Here is an 18609-nt window from a genome sequence, read left to right on the forward strand (position 1 = left end):
GGTTAGTTTTAGGTTTTTTCTTGAAGTTAAGCATGTTAGTCCCGAGTCATAGTTTAGTAATTACATGTTTTTATTATAAATTCACAAGAACTTATTGTATTTAATATGCACCAAGTGTAGCATCATTCCGAATTGGTAACAATTCGCATTATCATTAAGGTGAATTTAACTGTACTTAAAGTCGTGAGTCCCTGCTGTGACCCTAATTAATTTACATCTGTAGTAGCTCTAAAAATTTTGAGAGTTTAGTTGTGACCTTATTTTTTAATAAAAAGAAACATAGTTACCATTTTTTAGAATTCGACATTTTCATTATGGTAATTCTATTTTATGAGTACTTCATTCTATTTGCTTTTTCCCTGAATTTTGATGCGTCTCAATATTCCTACTATTTTGGAGAGCATTCTAAATGACTTTTCGTATGATTCTGGCGTTCTTTACTTTGTGCGCTACATCTCTTTTTTTTGGTGCGAACCAGATCGAGTGGTCATTATTGCCGACGTTTAATGAGAAAGCTTGGTTGCCTATTATAGCCAGCAGGCTACCAAGGCTAGTTGCTCTGATTCTTACGGGGTCCGGCTTGGCGATGTGCGGCGTTATTCTCCAACACATCGTTAGAAATCGTTTTGTTGAACCTGGAACTACAGGCAGCCTTGATGCGGCTAAACTCGGTATTTTGGTTTCAATCGTGATGCTGCCATCATCAGACAAATTGGAACGTATGTTCTTTGCTGTCCTGTTTTGCTTTGTCGCTGGCTTGGTCTACATCGCTATAATACGTAAGGTTAAGTTCAGCAATACTGCGTTGGTTCCAGTGATTGGCTTGATGTTTGGTAGTGTACTCAGTGCACTTGCTGAATTTTACGCCTATCAAAACAATATTTTACAAAGTATGTCTGGCTGGTTGATGGGGGACTTCTCCAAAGTGGTTCAAGAGCATTATGAAATCATTTTTTTGATCTTGCCTATAACCTTGTTGACCTACCTCTATGCTCATAGATTTACAGTGATGGGGATGGGGGAAGATATAGCCTCCAATTTGGGCATCAGCTACGCCATGACCGCCGCATTAGGGTTGATACTCGTTTCAATCACGGTTGCAGTCACAGTAGTGACGGTGGGCGCCATTCATTTTGTTGGCCTAGTTATCCCTAACTTAGTGGCGCTAAAATACGGCGACCACCTCAAAAACACTTTACCTATTGTTGCATTGGGCGGTGCCTCGCTACTGATTTTTTGCGATGTCATTAGTCGGGTTGTGCTTTTTCCGTTTGAGGTACCAGTAGGTTTGACCGCAAGTGCCGTAGGTGGAGTTATGTTTCTTGCCTTTTTGCTTAAGGGAGCAAAAGCATGACATCACTCAACTTAAACTTACGAGTGAGTGTTGTACTCGTGATCCTGTTATCTATCGCTTTTATTTTCATTAATTCAGGGTTTGACCTTGAGTACATCATCCCAAGAAGGCTCATTAAACTCAGTGCGATCATAATCGGGGGAAGTTGTGTGGCTATCTCTGCTGTCATTTTTCAAGCCTTGGCCAGAAATCGCATATTGACGCCATCTATTATGGGTTACGAGTCCATTTATCTTGTATGGCAAGCTCTGCTCTTATTATTTGTTGGCACCTCTGGTAGTGCAGTTTTGGGTGTGGTAGGTAATTTTGTAGTATCAGCGGTACTCATTTTGTTGTACTCATTCGTTATTCAATTCTGGGTGCTCAAGCGATTTCAACATGATATGCATCAAGTGTTGTTGATTGGGTTTGTGCTGACCATGGTGCTGACAACGGTTGCTCAATTTATCCAGATTAGAATAAGTCCTGGAGAGTTCTCTATCTTCCAGGGGTTAAGTTACACCTCGTTTGAAAGAGCGAAGCCGTCCACACTTTTATTTGCTGGCACGGTGTTGAGTATTCTCGCCCTCTTTGCCAATAAATGGGTGAGTGAGCTAGACGTGATTGGGTTAGGACGAGATCAGGCAATGTCTTTAGGGCTCAACGATGCGCACTATATTCCTAAATACTTTTCTGTCATTGCAATTCTTGTGGCCATCTCTACTAGCTTAATTGGACCAACTGCGTTCATGGGGGTTTTCATTGCCAACATTGCTTATTCCATCACGGGTTCTCCGCAATACAGACACACCTTACCGGTTGCTTGCACCATCGCTATTGTGATGTTTTTAACTGCTCAATTGATGGTTGAACACTTTTTTAATTATAAAACAACAGTCTCTATTTTGGTCAACGTCCTTTGTGGCGGGTACTTCCTTATCATCACGATGAGAGCAAGAAGCCAGCTATAAAGTCTGTTTATCGCCTGTTTATTGGCAACTTACTGAAACATAAGGAAATCCCCATGTTTAAGAGCACCCTAAATATTGCTGTCGCGATCGTCTGTAGCTCTCTTGTAACCTTAACGGGTTGCGAACCAAAAGTGGCTCAATCTCAAGTTATTCAACCATTAGAAACCCCCATCGTGATTGAACATAATCTAGGTCAAACCGTGATTTCAAATCGACCTCAGCGAGTGGCAGCTCTCGATATGAATGAAGTGGATTTCTTAGATCAGTTAAACGTACCTATTGCAGGTATGGTGAAAGATTTTGTACCCCACTTTTTGGCAAAGTATAAAAACACTCCTGACATTTCGGACCTTGGAGCAATCGTTCAACCCAACATGGAAAAAATCTATGCTCTTAACCCCGATCTAGTTTTGATGACCCCACTGCACGCCAATCAGTATGAAGAACTGTCTAAGCTCGCACCAACGGTACACTTTGATATTGATTTCCGTAACAGTCATGGGCATCACGTCGACATAATCAAACAGCACGTTATTGATCTCGGTGAAATCTTTAATAAACAAACACTCGCTCAAAAGAAAGTGGCTGAAATCGATGCCAAGGTCAATGAGGTTCAAGCCTTGACGGCCGAACGCTCAGAAAAAGCTTTAGTTGTGATGCATAACAATGGCTCTTTTAGCTCATTTGGTATCGAGTCTCGATATGGCTTTGTCTTCGATGTACTGGGTGTAAAACCTGCGAGTACTGAAATTGCAGCCAGTTTACATGGCCAGCCTATTTCCAGTGAATTTATTAATCAAGCCAACCCTGACATTCTTTACATCATTGATCGCACAGCGGTCATGGAAGGCAAGCCGGTTATTGATGCGGAACATTTGGCAAACCCTCTTCTTCGACAAACCAAAGCATGGAAAAACGGCAAAGTAATCTTTGTCGATGCTGACGCCTGGTACATCACTTCTGCCAGCATCACATCACTGAAAATCGTGATTGACGACATTATAAAAGGTTATCAGAGCTAGATTTCAAAACAATAAGCTAGACCAACGTAGTCCAGCAAAAAACCGTCACTGCTTTCCAGTGCGGATGTGAGCCAGCCTAAAACAGGATAAAAAGGAATCAACCATGACTCATCAGGTAGCGACCTGTCATAAAAAACAATCATTTAGTGGTAAACCAACTCTAAGTCGTATCGCTCTTTTGGTCGCGCTTCAGATCAGCGCGTCTGCATTGCCCATCAGTATCACTCACGCTGAAGAGCAGGCCGACGAATCTATCACCGTTTACGGCCAAGCCAATGAGGCGTATGCGGCAGGTAAAATCTCAAAGGCGAGCAGCATAGGGATGCTCGGCGATAAAGACTTCCTAGATACCCCATTTAATGCCATTGGGTACACAGACAAACACATTCAAGACCAACATGCACAAGATATATCCGATGTAATATCCGCGTTTGATCCTTCTGTTTTTACCAGTGGGGAAACCGGGTTAAACAAAGAAAGCTTTAAGATCCGAGGTTTCAGTTCGGATATTGGCGATGTTATGTTCAATGGTTTATATGGAATCGCTCCTTACTATCGTAGCTCTCCAGAGATGTACCAACGCATCGATGTACTGAAAGGCCCGGCTTCTTTGCTTAATGGTATGCCACCGAACGGTTCAGTTGGCGGTTCGATCAATTTGGTGACTAAACGAGCTCAAGAAGCACCAATCACATCCTTTACTGGCACTTATATGTCGGATTCTCAATTTGGCGGTCATATTGATATTGGTCGCCGTTTTGGTGAAAACGAACAATTTGGGGTTCGTTTTAATGGGGTTTTCAGAGATGGGGATGCGTCAGTTGATGGTCAAAGTCGTAAAGCGCAACTCGCATCGCTGAGCCTTGATTGGCGTAATGATATTGCGTTGATTGAAGCTGATTTATACTTTAGTACAGAGCGAGTTGATGGTGCAAATCGAGGTTTGAGCATAGCTTCTGGCGTTGACGTCCCGTCCCCCCCTTCGTCAGATACCTTACTCAGCCCTAGTTGGGCATACAATGACAGTGAAGATAAAGGCATGATGATTCGTGCTGAACTGGATTTGAGTAATTCCGTAACAGCTTACGGTGCTGTGGGTGCCAGTCGTACAGACTTTGATTCTAATGTACCACAAAGAGTTAAAATCATCGACGACAGCGGAACTCTTGAGGTGTCTCTTGGCTCCGTTAAGTTAGAAAGCAAACGCACTTCCGGTGAGGTAGGGATTCGTAGCAGTTTTGACACAGGGCCTATAGAGCACTATTTGGTGCTTAATAGTACCTACTTTAGAGAAGATAAAAATGATTCTCCGACAGGGAACAATAATCCTGAGTCCTGGAATCCTAATATATATAACCCAGTGTGGGGGCCTGAAGATTCCACATATGACAACTATTATGAATTACCGGTCGATTCCACACAGATCAGCTTTGGTGTAGCCGATACCTTATCTTTAGCTAATGGCAAATACCAACTCACATTAGGTTTACGTCATCAGAGTATTGATTACGAATCAGGTGTTACTTGGAATGGAAATGCTTTTCCTACCACAAAGCTTAAGGAAAGTACCTACACACCGGCTATTGCTGCGTTGTATAAAGTTTCTGACTCAGTTTCTCTTTACGGTAACTATACCGAAGGCCTAACAAACGGAAAAACGGCAGGCTCGGGGGCCGCTAACGTGGGTGAAGCGTTTGAACCACAAAAAACCAAGCAAACAGAAGCCGGCTTAAAGCTCGATATGAACGACTTTGCTCATACTTTTAGCTTGTTTGAGATCAAAAAGCCCAACGGATACCAAGACCCAGACACTAACATTTACTCTTTTGGTGGCGAGCAACGTAATCGAGGTATTGAATGGGGGTTCTACGGTACGGTGTTAGAGGACTACACGCTGACTGGTGGTATCGCTTATACCGACGCAGAGATCACTAAAGCAACAGATGTCACGACTGAAGGAAAGCAAGCGACTAAGCTACCCGATCTTCAAGCTAAGTTAGCATTGGAATGGAACCTACCAGTGATGCGTCAACTTACTCTTATTGGTCAAGCAAATTACATGTCAGAGCAATATATTGATGCACAAAACACTCAATCACTGTCTGCACAGACTATTTTTGATTTAGGTGCTCGCTATAACTCTACCATCGCCAATCAAAATGTCATTTGGCGTCTTGCGGTCAACAACGTAACCGATGAAGCATATTGGACTACCACCCATTACGCTAGCCTTGCGTTGGGTGCCCCTCGTACGGTGATGCTATCTGCTACAGCGGATTTTTAATCTCGGTCAATTTTGCCCTTGACCTTTCTGGTTAAGGGCTTTTTCGAACGACTACTCTTGAACTCAACTTAACTTTAGCGAACAGAGTTCACATGACGTTAAGTCCCTCCGTATTAGAGCTGCCTTTTATTATAAATAGAGGAAAATGGAATTGAGAAGCAGTATTGGGGTTATTTAATCGATTCATAGATAAGAATTTTTAAAATTAGACTATTGAATTTATGTGAAAAATTATTCCTTAAGAGTCTTAAATCAAAAGGCGGACAGCATGATTGTAGTGAAAAATATCTCTAAAACTTATAGAAACTGTAGAGCATCTTTTATCTATTGCTTCAAACTTGACTACACAGAGATAGCGGTAGCGCACTTATTGACTGCAAAGCGTTAAGTAGTTGGAATCATAAAAATTTAGCCAAGCATTTGTCTGTATTGCGCCAATCGAACTCTATAAACATACGGCTTACAGTGAATAAAATACTCTCTTTTGGATGTTTTCTATATTCAAAAGGACGATTAACTGAAGGTGATAAAGTGGCGATTGAAAAGTCAATGGCAGGAGAGTTTTCACATCTCAATAATACTAAAATTTATCAATAATTTTGCGCTAATAGAAATAATTAAAATCTATCAACCTCATTTCAATAGGCTTTATATGAAATATCGAGAGAGCTCAATAAGCTCACCAAAACTCACTCTATCTCAACTTTGTGGGTTAACTAGGGTGCGAAAATGATAAATAAGATCAGCCAACATTACGTTACACCAGCCTTAATACCAGCCTTAAGACCTTCATTAGCAAAACTTACTTTAGGGACTCTAAGTGAAATTTTTTCTGCAGTGGCAAAAATTGGTGCATTGCTATGTTTAATACAATTAATCGATGATCTATCTAACCAATGGGTTTACGGAGCCATCGGGCTTTGGATCTTTAGCGCATTGCTCTCATCTTTGTCCTCTTGGTTAGTACACAATGCTGAATCTCTATTTTCAGCAAGATTACGTCGTCAGGTGGCACAACACTTAACGCGCCTTCCAAGCAAGACTCTCTCTCGGTATGGTGATAATCAACTTCGCCGCTTGGTTTCAGAAGACATCAATACTTTACATCATATGGTTGCTCATCTGCCTTCAGAGTTTGTAACTTTCGCCATCGTTCCGGTAATGTCCATTACCATTATGCTAAATATGGCTGGTCCTATAGCGCTCTTAACCTTACTCCCTGGCTTTATTGCATCATTATACTACCTAGTCTTTCTGCCTAGATTCGCAGCTAAATATGGTGCAGAACGTATGAACATAATGGGAGAAATAGTCACCGCAGTAAATGACTACACCAGAGGAATTAGAGTTAACCGGGTTTATGGAACTCAATCAGGTGCGCTCGCGAGTTATCACGGGGCAACTCAACGCTTCACTAATGGCATTATAAAATGGGTAGGGAGTGTGGCACTTCCAGCTTCCATCGCTATAGCTTTACTTCAAGCAGTTTCTACTTTTGCTATAGCTTATTCAATTTCTTACCGACTAAGTCCATCAGCAATGGCTTCTGTGTTTTTTTTCGGCCTGGCTGTCGTTTCACCAGTATTAAAGCTTGGTCACGGATTAGACTATGTCACTGCAGGTAAGAATGCAGCTAAGAACATTGGTAAGCTTTTGAAACAAACACCTATAGGTTGTGGAAACGTCAATGTAGGTTCAAAAACACTTCCTTTACAGGCTTCAAAAATCTCGGTAATTAATGACACAACAACCATTATCGATAGCTTCACCCACTGCTTTCCAACAGGTTCATGCACTGCCATTATGGGACCAAGCGGCATTGGAAAAAGTACGTTGCTGCGTATTTTAGCCGGTCAAGAAGTACCTTATTCAGGAACCACCATGCTTGGCAGTTATGAACTGTCCACACTTACCGAAATGTCACGTCACATGGCGATACGTTATGTTCCTCAAGATATAGGGGTACTTAAAACGACAGTTAGACAGAACTTACAACTAACGGCACCAAATGCCTGCGATAGCGAATTCTTTGACGCCTTAGCTCTAGCCGAAGTAGATATTAACCTCGATTATGATGCCAGCCTTCTTTCTGGTGGCCAGCAGCAACGCGTCGCTCTAGCTAGTATATTTCTCAATCAAGCCAGCATTTTCTTGTTAGATGAACCAACGAGTGCACTTGATAAAAAAACAGCCTTATCCATCATGAAAAACCTAACTGAATTCGCGCAAAAAGAAAATAAAACCATAATCATGGTAACCCATGATGCAGAGCTAGCCCAACGAGCCGACTTTATATTGACACTACAAAAAAATGCTCAATTACAGGATGAAGAAGTATGACTTATCAAAATACCCCATCTTCCAAATCAAACATTCCCGCGAGCGCAAAATATCGTTTATACAGGGTGGGAGCTGGATGGGCGTTGGTTGCGGCACTCGAAGCCTTAACCTACACAGTTCTTGCACTATCATTGGTAAAACAAGCCCCGCCACTAGGTGTCATATCAGCAGCAATTGTCGCTATTTTGGTGACGGTTCTAGTAACACGAGCGGGGTTTATATCTGGTGCGCAATTAGCCGGAGATTTGTACTCGGCAGTCGGTCAATCTCTTAGTAAAGCAAAACTTTCTTGGTTTAACGATCAGCATCGAACGCAACTAACTCAACTTGCCGAACGAGGCATTCCTGGCTTTATGTCAATCCCAGCTCACCAATTACAAACATTTTTGCACACGCCATTAGTACCCTTATTCTTGATCGCTGGCATCGGAATCGTTGGGGGGGCAGATGTTGCACTAATCAGTGCAGTCTCATTGATAGGCGCATTGCTGCTGCAATACAAAGCACAGAATCACCTCAGTAACTCTTACAGCGAAAGACACAACGCTGATGTTCAAGCCACAAAATCAACGCTCGAGCTCATAGATCACCTTGATTTGCTTCGCTCAACGGCAGGACCTGAACGAGCGATAGAAAGGATTGACCAAAGTTGGTGTACACAAGAAAAAGTACATTCGAGAATCAACCTAACTGCATCCATGGCCACTTTAACCTCTGCACTTGCAACGGTCTTCCCTTTGGCCTGCGTCACTATCTACCTAGTTGTAGAAGGGGTTACCCAACCACTATTGATTTTGGGGCTGCTGATATTAATTACCAGAGCGGCTGCACCACTAGGAGAATTAGCCTTAGCTGGTTTCGCCATCAACGACGTAAAGTCCTCAATAAGAGATTACAACCAGCTAACCAATGTACCAACTCTACCTGAACCCAAACCGGAAAATGCTATTAGTCCTAATAACTACAATTTCGAACTAAATCATGTTGGCTATTTGGATCTTTTCAAGGACGCCAATGTAGAAATAGTACAAGGTGAAAAAGTTGTAATCAATGGCGTAAGTGGTAGCGGAAAGAGCACGTTATTAGGATTATTCTTAAGGTTTGATGACCCTAACCAAGGTCATATTTCGCTTGGTGGCATAAACCTCCAGAATATTCCATACGACATATTAATCCAGCACATCGCCTATGTCGCTCAGGATCCAATAATATTTACTGGAACATTGGCCGAAAATATTCGTTTAGGTAACCCAGAGGCAAGTAATGCTGAAGTAGAACTCTTTGCTAGGCAAGCGCAACTGAGTGAACTTATTGACTTATCAGGCGATGGAATAAACCAAAGTGTAGGCCAGAAAGGATCAAGGCTTTCTGGAGGGGAAAGACAAAGAGTCGCAATTGCTCGAGCTCTAATAAAAAAAGCACCTATCCTAATTTTAGATGAAGCCACCTCTGCACTTGATGAAGTAACCGAACAGAAAATAGCACAACAAACTCAAGCATTAGGTTCAACTGTTATTGTGGTAACACACAGAGACAAGAAAGTTTGGCATCCAACGCTAGAACTCACGATTGATAAACAAAGAGTCAATGTTCTTCGTCTTAGGAAAAACAGTGTGCAATATTGTAAACGAAGCTAACTAGCTTTCCATACTGTTAGTTATTACTAATGCCGCTAACAAACTTTTTTCCAAAAACGAGCTGAACGAAGCCGCTCTGTGACCCGACTATCAACTAACCCTGTTTAAAGTCCGTCAGTTTTAACAAACCTTCATAATCACTGAGTTGATTTTTCATATACGCTAGAAACGAAAAATGTCGCATCCATGCGACATTTCTCTTTTGGCGGCCAAACCAGTTTTGCTATATCCATTCTAGATTTCAATCCATTAGGAGATTATTCAGAATGTACTTATAAGACGCTGTTAATGTTGATTAGTTCCCGTTACGCCGCATTTTTTTTCGATTTATTTTCTAAGTCGAATGACGCTGCGATTAACTTCTTGGTGTAGTCATTTTTCGGTGCATTGAAAATCTCTTCTGCAGACCCTTCTTCCATCACTTCACCTTTCTGCATCACCAATACGCGATCTGACAGTGCTTTCACTACAGAGAGGTCGTGGCTGATGAACAAGAAGCCGATATTGTGCTTGGCTTGAATGTCTTTTAGCAGTTCAATCACGGTCAGTTGTACTGAGCGATCGAGTGCTGAAGTCGGTTCATCCAGCAAAATGAAAGAAGGTTCAAGAATCAGCGCGCGAGCAATCGCGATACGTTGTCTTTGTCCGCCAGAGAACTCATGCGGATAACGGTTTATTGAATTCGGCTCTAAGCGAACTTCAATCAATGCTTTGCGCGCTCTTTCTAAACGTTCTTGCTTGGATAGATGAGGTTGATGCACCGTTAAGCCTTCGGTGATGATTTCCCCAACTGTCATGCGTGGTGATAAAGAACCATAAGGATCTTGGAACACCATTTGGACATCTTTCTTGAGCTTGTGACGCTCTTTATCATTTAATAAGCTAACGTCTTGGCCTTTGTAAACAATACGTCCGGTACTTGGCAGCAAGCCGATTAATGCACGTCCAAGGGTCGATTTACCTGACCCTGATTCACCCACAATGCCTAGCGTTTCGCCTTGTTTAAGATTCAACGAAATGCCTTTTACGGCTTCGAAATACTGACTTTTACTCTTGATGAAATGTGATTTAACCAAGAATTGAACTCGGATATCGTCAGCACACAATAGTTCTGGAGCTGACGCCTCAACAGGAACCTTAGCGCCTTTAGGAATCGAGTTAATCAGCATGCGTGTGTAATCGTGTCTTGGATTCTCGAATAAGGCTTGAGTCATCCCTTCTTCAACTAGCTCACCTTTGCACATCACCAAAACACGGTCGGCAAAATGTTTCACGACGCCAAGGTCATGGGTGATGAACAAAATTGCCATGCCCATTTTGTTTTGGATTTCTTTGATAAGAGAAAGCACTTCCGCTTGTACGGTCACATCCAATGCGGTGGTGGGTTCGTCGGCAATCAAAATATCGGGCTCGTTGATTAAAGCCATCGCAATCATGATGCGCTGCAACTGACCGCCTGAAAACTCATGCGGATACTTGTTGTAAGCCTGTTCTGGCATTGGTAAGTGCACAAGATTGAAGAGCTCTAGCACACGCTGTTTTGCTTTTGATTTCGATACATTGCGATGACACATAATGGCTTCAGCCACTTGTGTGCCCACGCGCAGGTATGGGTTGAGAGAGGTCATCGGTTCCTGAAAGATCATGCCGATTCTGTCGCCACGAATCGACTGCATTTCTCGTTCAGTCTTGCCAAGTATTGATTGCCCCTCAAATTCTATTTCAGATTGAGCATCAATGATGGCGTTATCAGGGAGCAAACGCATGAGTGCGTTAGAAGAGACTGATTTACCTGAACCTGATTCACCAACAATGGCCAAGGTTTCGCTAGAATTAAGGGTAAAGTTAACCTTTTTTACCGCATCAATGATTCCATCATTGGTTGTGAAGCTAACGGAGAGGTTATTGACTTTAAGAATGGCCCGGTCCGACATGATATATCCTTATCAATTTAAGACATTAGGTGAAGATTTCACTTCTGACGTGGTTTTAAGTTGCCCAAAATGGTGATGAGCACGTTGAATTTGTTCTAGTTCGAGCATCCAATACGAACTGCGTTGAGCACTGCAAAAAGCGATCAAATGATTGAGTAGATCTTCACTCTGTTTTTCCAGCAGTGAATAGGTGCGTTGGATCAGTTCTGTGCTTTCGAGAGAGATAAATTGCATCAGTGCGTAAGACTGATTCAAGGTGTCGAAGGCTTGCTGATGATGGCCTAAACGGTTGAAAATCTCTGATTGAGCGACACTTGCGTCTCGAAGCCCTGCAAGTAGACAGGCAAATTGGCAGGGCTTGATGTCGCTTTGGTATGCAGCATCTTGGATGTGGTGAGGAAGAGACGTTAGAACATCACCATACAGGCGCTGTGCTTCTGGCCAGTGACCTTGTTCCATTAACTGTTCAGCTTTTAGGTAGTGCATCCAGCATCGTTCAATTTCCATATCCACATCCTCAATTTATAATATTCGAAAATGGTAATGATATTTATTATCAAATGCAAATTAAAATCATTCACGTGTTAAGTTGGTAAATAAAATGGCCGGTTATTCTTAAAAATGGCTCAAATTGTGCGTTATTTGTTCAGTTGAACAGCGGTGTTGCGTAAGTCACTAAATTTATAGGAAATTACATCTACACTGATTTTATCTACACCCAAGTAATGAAGGACTAAGGAGGCGGCGATGGCGATGCAAAGACTCAATACAGAACAGCTGTATAAGGTAGCGGAACTCGATAAGCTACCATGTAAGTCGACCAAAGAACTGGCTCCAATTGACGAAATCGTCGGGCAAGAACGTGCACAAAAGGCCGTTGAGTTCGCGATGTCAATCAAGGAAAAGGGTTACAACATTTATGCGATAGGGCGAAATGGTTTGGGTAAGCGCACCATGATTTTGCGCTATCTAAACCGACACACTCAAGAGGTCCAAGAGCTTTTTGATTGGTGTTATATCGCGAACTTTGAAGATATTCGTACACCGAAGGTACTCAAGTTGCCACGTGGCGTGGGCAGCAGCTTAAAGCAAGACATTGAAAAGCTGATGCGTAAATTGCTTAAAGCCATGCCGCTCGCATTCGACAATGAGATGTACTTTAGCCGTGCAGATAGGCTTAAAAACCAATTGGCCACGAAGCAACAAGCTGCACTCGAAACAATTAGCCAAGAAGCGAAAGACAAGGGCATCAACCTGACGATTACCACTCAGGGTGATTACCAGTTTGTCGCAATGAATGGGGATGATCTTCATACCGAAGAGAGCTTTGATCTGCTTTCGCCGGAAGAGCAAGACCAGTTCGATAAAACCATTGATGGATTGGAAGTAGGTCTACGAACCATTTCTCGCGAACTGACCGAGCTTGAAGAGACGTATACGGAGAAAATTCAAAAGCTTAATGATGATACGGCGCGAGATGTGATCACGCACTTCATCAAGCAGTTGAAGCAAGATTACAGCCAATATGCAGATATCAAAAAGTACCTGACGGCACTGCGTAAAGACATTGTCGACAACGCAGACATTTTCTTGGAAGAGAGCACAGAGCAAGCAGAAGTTGCGACCGCCTCTTTGGATAAGAAAATGCCACGTCGTTACAAGGTTAACGTGATTGTGAGTCAGAAGGAGGAGACTTTGCCGATCGTGGTTGAAGAGAATCCGAATTATCACTCTCTGTTTGGCTATGTCGAGACGGCAACTTTTAAAGGCACTGTATTTACGGACTTCTCATTAATTCGCGCAGGTAGCTTACACAGAGCCAATGGCGGTGTGTTGTTGATGGATGCGGTTAAAGTCCTCGAACAGCCTTATGTTTGGGAAGGCCTGAAGCGCGCGCTACGTTCGCGTCAATTGAGCTTCACTTCATTAGAAAAAGAGGTCACGTTAACGGGAGCGGTATCGCTTGATCCAGAACCTATTCCATTAGACGTTAAGATCATTTTATTTGGTGATTACCGCACTTACCAACTGCTGCAACATTACGATGCGGAGTTCGGTGAACTGTTCCGTGTCACAGCCGATTTTGAAGATGAGATGAAGCGTACTGCGGATTCTGAAATGCATTATGCACGCTTCATTTCGAGCATCGTACATGACAACAACATGCTGCATTGTGATCGTAAAGCGATTGCTCGCATCATTGAGCACAGTTCTCGTCAAGCGGGTGACCAAGGTAAGTTGTCGCTGCACTCGGCACACATTGCGAATCTGCTTCGTGAGTCAAACTACGTAGCGAGAGGCTCAAAATCGAACTTGATTCGTGCAACGCACGTCGACCAGGCGTTATCTAACCAACAGATGCGTGTCGGACGACTGCAAGACAGCGTAATGGAAACTTTCACTAACGGTACAACGCTTATTCATGTTGATGGCCAAGCGGTTGGGCAGGTCAATGCGCTTTCTGTACTCAGCACTACCGATCATATGTTTGGTGCGCCGAACCGAATCACGGCAACCACAGCTTACGGTGACGGTGAGGTGATTGATATTGAAAGAAATGTAGACCTAGGTGGCAGTATTCACTCGAAAGGGGTGATGATCTTGTCTGCTTATCTTTCTTCAGTGTTTGGTAAGACAGCCAAAGTTCCGCTCACCACTAACATCACCTTCGAACAATCGTATGGTGGCGTCGATGGTGACAGTGCGAGTATGGCCGAGTTCTGTGCGGTGGTATCGGCGTTTTCTAAGCAGCCAAATCGCCAAGATATTGCGATTACCGGTTCAATGAACCAGTTCGGTGAGTCTCAGCCAATTGGTGGTGTGAACGAGAAAATTGAAGGTTTCTTTGATGTGTGTGAAATCAAAGGACGTTCAAACGAACAAGGGGTGATAATCCCACGCTCGAATGTTCATAACTTAATGCTGCGCGGTGACATCGTGAAAGCGGTTGAAAAAGGCGAGTTCAATATCTGGGCGATTGACCATGTCACAGAGGCGATTGAACTGTTCACAGGCAAAGCCGCAGGTGAGGCAAGTGATGAGGGTAGCTATCCAATTGATACTATCTTTGGTATCGCTCAAGCTAAACTGAACGCACTGCGTAAATAGCTGTATAGCTAGACTAGATAGTTAGCTAGTTTATGCCTAGATAAACAGATAAACAGATAAACAGATAAACAGATAAACAGATAAAAACAGCCAAAACGCAAAAGCCATCGATTATAGAGTCGATGGCTTTTTTATTGGTTGCGACTTTGCTCGCGAGTGAGTGGTTTGTATTTGGTCAATTCACGAATTTGATGAGCGCAGTGTGTTAAATGATCTTAGCCGTTTCGTAAGCAGAGCTTGGTGCCATCGAACTTCAATTTTGCCAACAAGTGTTTAGCGTTAGCGCGGCCAATATCATCAAATTCCACACCGTATCGAGCGTAGTGCGTCGATTTTTGCAGATTACAGATGATGCCTCTCAATGGAGGGATAAGAGGGCCATTGTAGTTTTCAGGTGTAATCTCGATAGACACTCGATCGGCAATCTGAATTGCACGAGAGGTCGGAGAGGTCACAAAACGACAACCACTTTTAGATAAGTCTCTTATCTCACAGTTTGCTCGTTGGTCGTTGAAGATAATTCTTGAAGCCAAGTTCACTTCATAGCGTGTTTCTTTACGCAGCTGAGTGACTTGCATCGTGCTTGGTGTCGAAAGCACAAGAATAGGGAAGGGTTCACCAATCTTATGGTGAATTTGGCTTCTAAAGTGAATAAGTGCGCCTTCACCTCGTAGAGAATAGGCACGAGCGGTCATCCAAAAACCTTCTTGAAAGAAAAAATTCAGATCTTCATTGGATACCTCGGGAACCTCAACCACAATACAGTTATCACTGTGCGTACCGATAAATTTGGTGGTGGCGAGAAACTTAGTGCCAACCGGAGTCGAGACATTTAATGTCAGCTCACTGCCGTGCTCAATCATGGCCAGTGCGTCGGTGCTGTTTATCGTAGAAACGGTGCGGTTACGAGGGTCTTGAAGTGCCTGATTATGCTCCAAAGGCTTCTTCAGTGGTGCGTTCATTATATATTCTCCATGCGCCAACATGCGTCTGTTAGTTATATTGGTAACTTGCTAACAAGGGGTTATTACGTGCTAGATTGAGTAGGCGTACTCACATAGATTTATAGAGTGCCTTTTATCATTGCTGTTTTTATATTAAGCCGATGGCACTGAATTAACTACTTTGTTTGTAAGTACTTAGTTTTATTTATATGCACTTGCGTTAGTCTATTACAAGGAACTCATACTTCAAACTTTTATTGTTTGTCGTATCAATTATTTGCAGGAGTTGAGAATGCAGGCAGTAAAATGGGATCAAGAAGTGAACCAGATCACAGTTGAGCTAGAACCCAACCAGTTCGCGGTCGTTAAGTATCAAAAGGACGGAGATGTACTACATATCACCTCGACACGAATCCCTGATGAACTACAAGGCAAGGGCTTTGGCAAGGTGATGATGGAGTCGGTCTTGCCTGAAATTGAACAAGCAGGTTTCAAAATTGTGCCAGTTTGTAGCTATGTCGTTCACTACATGAATAGGCAGCCACAGTGGTCACACCTTCTATCTGATAAAGCATAGTAACGAGTAATATGTCTCAATCAATATCGTCAAACAATCTGGCTCAACCTGAAGCGAGTTCAAGTCAAAGTCAGCCAGAGCTTTATCAACAAGAGTTTTATCAAAATGAGCTTTATCAAAAAATAGCGACCTCGTTGGGTTGTCACCAAGGGTTTGATGTCCAAGTGATTCAACGCCTGTGGGGTGGATATGGCGAGTTAGTTCGCTTGGTCTTTTCTCAAGAAGGCGATGCTGAGCTGAAGAGTGTGATCGTTAAGCATGTCGCACTGCCAGATAAAGCTGAACACCCCAAAGGCTGGAACACCAAATTATCTCATCAGCGAAAGGTGCACTCTTACCAAGTTGAGACCGCATGGTATCAGTCGTTCACTCAGAAATGGGATGAGCGTTGCCCTGTGCCTATTGGGCTGCAATGTGAGTTACAAGAGAATGAATGGCTGATTGTGATGCAAGACTTAGCGGAGATCGGCTTTCCGTTAACTTCTCAGTTTGATGTGCTTGCTGTTGCTGACGATCTGGCAACCAAAGAGACTCTGCCTGAACTGGCGTTTGGTTACACGCTAAAAGAGCAAAATCAACGCGATGCTTGTCTTAAATGGCTCGCTAATTTTCATGCGAAGCATATCCATATCGACCACGAACAATCAGCCTCATTGTGGCAAGTCGGCACATACTGGCATTTAGACACACGCCCTGATGAGTTTAATGCGTTGGCTGATTTACCATTGAAGAACCAAGCCAAGCACATCGACCGTTTACTAAAAGAATGTCCATATCAAACTTTGGTCCATGGCGATGCCAAGCTCGCTAATTTTTGTTTTGATTCGGAAAGCGAGCGCGCAGCTGCGGTCGATTTCCAATATGTGGGTCATGGTTGTGCGATGAAAGACGTAGCTCTGTTTATGAGCAGTGCGGTGAGGCCGCAAGATTGCGCAGAGCTTGAATCACAGATGTTAGAGATTTACTTCCGATACTTGGAAGAGGCATTGGCGTACTATCAGCCACAGCTTTCGTTTGATGAAATCAAAGCCGCATGGCGACCAATGTTCTATGTGGCGTGGGCTGATTTTCAACGTTTTGTAAAAGGTTGGAGTCCAGATCATTGGAAGATCAACCCGTATACTGAGCAATTGACTTTACAAGTGCTCACTCAATTAGACGAACAGGAGTCCGTCAATGTTCGATAGAACCGCGAGCTGGAAAACGCCGCAAAACTTTTTATTACTGATTTCGATTGTTGTACCGATCGCGTTTTCGAGCTGGATGGCTTTGCTTAATAACTTCGTGATTGAGAAAGCGAACTTTGATGGTGCTGATATTGGCTTGCTGCAAAGTGTTCGTGAGATCCCTGGCTTCTTAGCGTTTACTGTGGTGTTTGTTTTAGCCTTCATTCGAGAGCAACGCTTTATGTTGATATCGCTGGCGATGCTGACTGTAGGCACGGCGATTACAGGTTTATTTCCTACACTCACAGGCTTGTTGCTGACTACGGTTTTGATGTCTACGGGTTTTCACTATTTTGAAACGCTGAAGCAGTCTCTGTCACTGCAATGGCTGAGTAAAGAAGAAGCGCCAGAGATGTTAGGTAAGATGATCTCCGTTGGCGCGTTGGCTTCGTTAATCACTTATGGCTCAATTTGGGTGATGCTAGAGCAGCTCAAGCTTGATTTTGCATGGGTGTATGGCATCACTGGGGGCATCGGTTTCGTTTTAGTATTGGTAATGACTTTTGGTTTCCCTGAATTTCAAACCAAGACTCAGCAAAATAAAAAGTTGGTATTGAGAAAGCGTTACTGGCTCTACTACGCGCTAACGTTTATGAGTGGTGCAAGAAGACAAATCTTCACGGTGTTTGCAGGCTTCTTGATGGTCGAGAAGTTCGGTTACTCGGCTGCTGACATCACGCTACTGTTCTTAATCAACTATCTGTTTAACTTCTTGTTCGCAAAACGCATTGGTAAATTTATTGGTGTCGTGGGTGAGCGTAAGGCGCTGATCTTTGAGTATGTGGGTTTGATTGGTGTGTTTGTTGGTTATGGCTTGGTGCAAAGCGCTGAGTGGGCGGCAGCACTTTACGTGGTCGATCATCTGTTCTTTGCGTTGGCACTGGCGATCAAAACCTACTTCCAGAAAATTGCGGATCCTGCTGACATGGCCTCAACCGCGGGTGTCTCTTTCACCATCAACCATATAGCAGCGGTTGTTATTCCAGTCGCGTTTGGTGTGATTTGGCTGTCGTCTCCTGCAACGGTTTTTTACATTGGTGCAGCAATGGCAGTGGTTTCTTTGGCGCTGTCTTTAAACATCCCTAAGAAGCCTGAAGAGGGTAACGAAGTCCGGATGTTCAGCTGGCGCTAATGTTCATTTCAATCTGATGAGATAAATAAAAAGCTCCAATAGCGATATTGGAGCTTTTTTGTATGTGCTATTTGGTAGTCAAAGGCGTGACGTTCTAAACG

13 protein-coding genes are annotated in these 18609 nt (G+C 43.2%); 10 read left to right on the forward strand and 3 right to left on the reverse strand.

What is annotated here, in order from left to right; translation table 11 throughout:
* Positions 1–409 precede the first annotated feature (409 nt).
* The 6 genes from NX845_RS06805 (at position 410) to NX845_RS06830 (ending at position 9587) form a co-directional block, all read left to right on the forward strand.
* A complete protein-coding gene (locus NX845_RS06805) occupies positions 410–1354 on the forward strand; it encodes an ABC transporter permease (protein WP_065681032.1) in 945 nt (314 codons plus the stop codon).
* Positions 1351–2304, forward strand: coding sequence for an iron chelate uptake ABC transporter family permease subunit (locus tag NX845_RS06810; protein WP_065681033.1), 954 nt, complete (start codon positions 1351–1353; stop codon positions 2302–2304). The genes NX845_RS06805 and NX845_RS06810 overlap by 4 nt, the downstream gene beginning before the upstream one ends.
* A 53-nt stretch (positions 2305–2357) precedes the next feature.
* The gene (locus NX845_RS06815; protein WP_065681034.1) at positions 2358–3326 is read left to right on the forward strand and encodes a siderophore ABC transporter substrate-binding protein; all 969 of its coding nucleotides are present in this window, start codon (positions 2358–2360) and stop codon (positions 3324–3326) included.
* A gap of 103 nt (positions 3327–3429) precedes the next feature.
* Positions 3430–5610, forward strand: a complete 2181-nt coding sequence (locus NX845_RS06820) for a TonB-dependent receptor (protein ID WP_260256699.1) — start codon at positions 3430–3432, stop codon at positions 5608–5610.
* A 729-nt stretch (positions 5611–6339) separates the two neighbouring features.
* Positions 6340–7950, forward strand: a complete 1611-nt coding sequence (locus tag NX845_RS06825) for an ABC transporter ATP-binding protein (RefSeq protein WP_065681036.1) — start codon at positions 6340–6342, stop codon at positions 7948–7950.
* The gene (locus tag NX845_RS06830) at positions 7947–9587 is read left to right on the forward strand and encodes an ABC transporter ATP-binding protein (protein ID WP_065681037.1); all 1641 of its coding nucleotides are present in this window, start codon (positions 7947–7949) and stop codon (positions 9585–9587) included. Before NX845_RS06825 ends, NX845_RS06830 begins: the two co-directional genes overlap by 4 nt.
* Before the next feature lie 305 nt (positions 9588–9892).
* On the opposite strand, the gene NX845_RS06835 is transcribed toward NX845_RS06830, so the two are convergent.
* Positions 9893–11521, reverse strand: coding sequence for an ABC transporter ATP-binding protein (locus tag NX845_RS06835; RefSeq protein WP_065681038.1), 1629 nt, complete (start codon positions 11519–11521; stop codon positions 9893–9895).
* 12 nt (positions 11522–11533) lie between these two features.
* Complete coding sequence (locus NX845_RS06840) at positions 11534–12028, reverse strand: hypothetical protein (protein ID WP_004732800.1); 495 nt, start codon at positions 12026–12028, stop codon at positions 11534–11536.
* A 240-nt stretch (positions 12029–12268) separates the two neighbouring features.
* On the opposite strand from NX845_RS06840, the gene NX845_RS06845 reads away from it, so the two are divergent.
* Positions 12269–14629 (forward strand): Lon protease family protein, encoded by a 2361-nt coding sequence (locus NX845_RS06845; protein WP_017077005.1) that lies wholly within the window; start codon positions 12269–12271, stop codon positions 14627–14629.
* 215 nt (positions 14630–14844) lie between these two features.
* Here NX845_RS06845 and NX845_RS06850 read toward each other — a convergent pair whose 3' ends face one another.
* Positions 14845–15591 (reverse strand): flagellar brake protein, encoded by a 747-nt coding sequence (locus NX845_RS06850; RefSeq protein ID WP_004732802.1) that lies wholly within the window; start codon positions 15589–15591, stop codon positions 14845–14847.
* A gap of 274 nt (positions 15592–15865) precedes the next feature.
* Here NX845_RS06850 and NX845_RS06855 point away from each other — a divergent pair, with 274 nt between their 5' ends.
* From NX845_RS06855 to NX845_RS06865, 3 genes are read left to right on the forward strand one after another with little or no spacing between them, the layout of a single operon-like run.
* Positions 15866–16150, forward strand: coding sequence for a GNAT family N-acetyltransferase (locus tag NX845_RS06855; protein WP_004732803.1), 285 nt, complete (start codon positions 15866–15868; stop codon positions 16148–16150).
* 11 nt (positions 16151–16161) lie between these two features.
* Positions 16162–17337 (forward strand): phosphotransferase, encoded by a 1176-nt coding sequence (locus tag NX845_RS06860; RefSeq protein ID WP_260256701.1) that lies wholly within the window; start codon positions 16162–16164, stop codon positions 17335–17337.
* Entirely contained in the window at positions 17327–18508 is a 1182-nt protein-coding gene (locus tag NX845_RS06865) for an MFS transporter (RefSeq protein ID WP_260256702.1), read from the forward strand. The genes NX845_RS06860 and NX845_RS06865 overlap by 11 nt, the downstream gene beginning before the upstream one ends.
* Positions 18509–18609: the final 101 nt, after the last annotated feature.

The organism is Vibrio sp. NC2 (assembly GCF_025195005.1).
GTDB classification, from domain to species: domain Bacteria; phylum Pseudomonadota; class Gammaproteobacteria; order Enterobacterales; family Vibrionaceae; genus Vibrio; species Vibrio splendidus.

Coding starts and splice junctions, on each gene's coding strand:
- NX845_RS06845 (WP_017077005.1), top strand. CDS start 12,269: ATGGCGATGCAAAGACTCAATACAGAACAGCTGTATAAGGTAGCGGAA.
- NX845_RS06805 (WP_065681032.1), top strand. CDS start 410: ATGACTTTTCGTATGATTCTGGCGTTCTTTACTTTGTGCGCTACATCT.
- NX845_RS06855 (WP_004732803.1), top strand. CDS start 15,866: ATGCAGGCAGTAAAATGGGATCAAGAAGTGAACCAGATCACAGTTGAG.
- NX845_RS06835 (WP_065681038.1), bottom strand. CDS start 11,521: ATGTCGGACCGGGCCATTCTTAAAGTCAATAACCTCTCCGTTAGCTTC.
- NX845_RS06830 (WP_065681037.1), top strand. CDS start 7,947: ATGACTTATCAAAATACCCCATCTTCCAAATCAAACATTCCCGCGAGC.
- NX845_RS06865 (WP_260256702.1), top strand. CDS start 17,327: ATGTTCGATAGAACCGCGAGCTGGAAAACGCCGCAAAACTTTTTATTA.
- NX845_RS06860 (WP_260256701.1), top strand. CDS start 16,162: ATGTCTCAATCAATATCGTCAAACAATCTGGCTCAACCTGAAGCGAGT.
- NX845_RS06820 (WP_260256699.1), top strand. CDS start 3,430: ATGACTCATCAGGTAGCGACCTGTCATAAAAAACAATCATTTAGTGGT.
- NX845_RS06815 (WP_065681034.1), top strand. CDS start 2,358: ATGTTTAAGAGCACCCTAAATATTGCTGTCGCGATCGTCTGTAGCTCT.
- NX845_RS06840 (WP_004732800.1), bottom strand. CDS start 12,028: ATGGAAATTGAACGATGCTGGATGCACTACCTAAAAGCTGAACAGTTA.
- NX845_RS06825 (WP_065681036.1), top strand. CDS start 6,340: ATGATAAATAAGATCAGCCAACATTACGTTACACCAGCCTTAATACCA.
- NX845_RS06810 (WP_065681033.1), top strand. CDS start 1,351: ATGACATCACTCAACTTAAACTTACGAGTGAGTGTTGTACTCGTGATC.
- NX845_RS06850 (WP_004732802.1), bottom strand. CDS start 15,591: ATGAACGCACCACTGAAGAAGCCTTTGGAGCATAATCAGGCACTTCAA.